Consider the following 2,785-nt stretch of genomic DNA (forward strand, 5'->3'; position numbering starts at 1 on the left):
AACATGATTCTACAACAAAAGAATGTTCTTGTCAAATCATATCTGAAAAAAATTCACTAAAATATTATAAAAAAGCAATCTGGATAGAGAAAATGCCTAAATCATGTTATAATGAAACGATAGAATTCTTAGAAAGAGTGGATGTTTTTTTGATAACTCCTACTTATGAATGGCAGTTTGCCCCGCAGGTTGAAGATGCGGATTTTACAAAGATAGCCAAGAAGGCTGGGCTGGGTCCTGAGGTGGCTCGGTTATTATTTGAAAGAGGGATTCAGGATGAAGAAAGTCTAAAGAAGTTTTTAGAACCTTCTTTAGAGGACTTACATGACCCCTATCTGCTCCATGATATGGACAGGGCAGTGGAACGGATTCGTCAGGCCATTGAAGAAGGGGAAAACATTCTCATCTATGGAGACTACGATGCGGATGGCATGACTTCAGCTTCGATTGTGAAGGAAAGTTTGGAACAGCTTGGTGCCGAGTGTCGTGTTTATTTGCCAAATCGTTTTACCGATGGCTATGGTCCCAATGCCAGTGTCTATAAATATTTTATCGAGCAAGAGGGAATTTCCTTGATTGTGACAGTGGATAATGGAGTTGCGGGTCATGAAGCCATTGAACTAGCTCAGGCTATGGGAGTGGATGTCATTGTGACTGACCACCATTCTATGCCGGAAACCCTTCCTGATGCCCATGCGATTGTTCACCCTGAGCATCCGGATGCGGACTATCCTTTCAAACAGTTGGCCGGATGCGGAGTGGCTTTCAAGTTGGCTTGCGCCCTTTTAGAAGAAGTGCAAGTGGAATTGCTTGATTTGGTCGCTATCGGTACCATTGCGGATATGGTAAGTTTGACGGATGAAAACCGTATTTTGGTTCAATATGGTCTGGAGATGTTGGGACATACCCAGCGTATTGGATTACAAGAAATGCTGGACATGGCTGGGATTGTTGCGAATGAAGTGACAGAAGAAACGGTTGGATTTCAGATTGCCCCTCGTTTAAATGCCCTGGGGCGATTGGATGATCCCAATCCTGCCATTGATTTGTTGACTGGATTTGATGATGAGGAAGCTCACGAGATTGCCCTTATGATTCACCAAAAAAACGAAGAGCGTAAGGAAATTGTACAATCTATCTATGAAGAAGCTAAGACCATGGTGGATCCTGAGAAGAAGGTCCAGGTTTTGGCTAAGGAAGGCTGGAATCCTGGCGTTCTGGGTATCGTTGCTGGTCGTTTGCTGGAAGAACTAGGGCAGACAGTCATCGTTCTTAACATAGAGGACGGTCGTGCTAAGGGCAGTGCTCGTAGTGTGGAAGCGGTCGATATTTTTGAAGCTCTGGATCCCCATCGAGATCTCTTCATAGCCTTTGGAGGCCATGCTGGTGCAGCTGGAATGACGCTGGAAGTTGAGAAACTCACAGATTTATCTCAGGTTTTGGAAGATTATATCCGTGAAAAAGGCGCAGATGCTAGTGGTAAGAACAAGTTAAATCTAGATGAAGAGCTAGACTTGAAGACTCTTAGCTTGGAAACGGTTAAAAGTTTTGAACGCTTGGCACCCTTTGGAATGGACAATCAGAAACCTGTCTTTTATATCAAGGATTTTCATGTCGAGAGTGCCCGTACTATGGGAGCAGGCAATGCCCACCTCAAACTAAAAATTTCCAAGGGTGAGGCGAGTTTTGAAGTGGTGGCCTTTGGACAAGGTAGATGGGCAACAGAGTTTGCCCAAACAAAAAACCTAGAATTGGCAGTCACCTTGTCTGTCAACCAATGGAATGGGCAAACTGCTTTGCAGTTGATGATGGTAGATGCGCGTGTGGAAGGTGTTCAACTCTTTAACATTCGTGGGAAGAACGCAGTCTTGCCAGAAGGGGTTCCGGTCTTGGATTTCTCTGGAGAGGTGCCAGATCTAGCGACCAGCGACGCGATTGTTGTGAAAACTATTCCAGAAGATATTACCTTGCTGAAGACCATTTTTCAGGAACAAAATTTCTCTGCGGTCTATTTCAAAAACGACATAGACAAGGCCTACTATTTAACAGGTTATGGGACTAGAGAACAGTTTGCTAAATTGTACAAGACTATTTACCAGTTTCCAGAGTTTGATATTCGCTACAAGCTGAAGGATCTGGCGGCTTATCTCAATATCCAACAAATCTTGCTGGTCAAGATGATTCAAGTATTTGAAGAGCTGGGCTTTGTGACGATCAAAGATGGTGTCATGACAGTCAATAAAGAAGCGCCAAAGAGGGAGATTGGAGAAAGTCAGATATACCAAAAACTTAAACAAACCGTCAAAGATCAAGAAATGATGGCGCTGGGGACAGTGCAAGAAATGTATGATTTTTTGAAAGGATAATCATGAAGTCTTTAAAGAAAATTTCAAGCTGGATTGTTAAAGATAAAGTAATAGTAATATTCTTTTTTGTGTCTTTTTTACCTATATTGTATGCTGTTGTAAAAATTGTTTTAAAAACGCACTTTGGAACTGAAGATTTTGGTATTAATTTGAGAAAAACAATAGACTTTGATTGGTTAGCTTATTATGGGTCAATTATTGGGAGTTATTTGATTGTATATACTCTAAAGAATGAAAATACAAAATATAGGGAAGAAAAACGTGACTCAGTTAGACCAATATTGAATGTTGGATTAAATTATGAACAAATGGGAAGTAAAGATAAACATAAACATACCTCTAATTGTTTAAAAATAGATTCAGAACAAGGCAAGAAACAAGGCAAGAAACAAGGCAAGAAACAAGGCAAGAAACAAGGC

General features: G+C 41.3%; 1 protein-coding gene and 1 pseudogene. Both read left to right on the plus strand.

Translation table 11 applies throughout. The annotated features are described in order from the left end of the window. Nucleotides 1–149: 149 nt before the first annotated feature. The gene (gene recJ / locus GMD1S_RS07020) at nucleotides 150–2,366 is read left to right on the plus strand and encodes a single-stranded-DNA-specific exonuclease RecJ (RefSeq protein ID WP_044135680.1); all 2,217 of its coding nucleotides are present in this window, start codon (nucleotides 150–152) and stop codon (nucleotides 2,364–2,366) included. A gap of 2 nt (nucleotides 2,367–2,368) precedes the next feature. Then, a pseudogene (locus tag GMD1S_RS07025) lies at nucleotides 2,369–2,785 on the plus strand (hypothetical protein); the annotation flags it as partial.

This window comes from Streptococcus sp. GMD1S (assembly GCF_000296875.1).
Lineage (GTDB): Bacteria > Bacillota > Bacilli > Lactobacillales > Streptococcaceae > Streptococcus.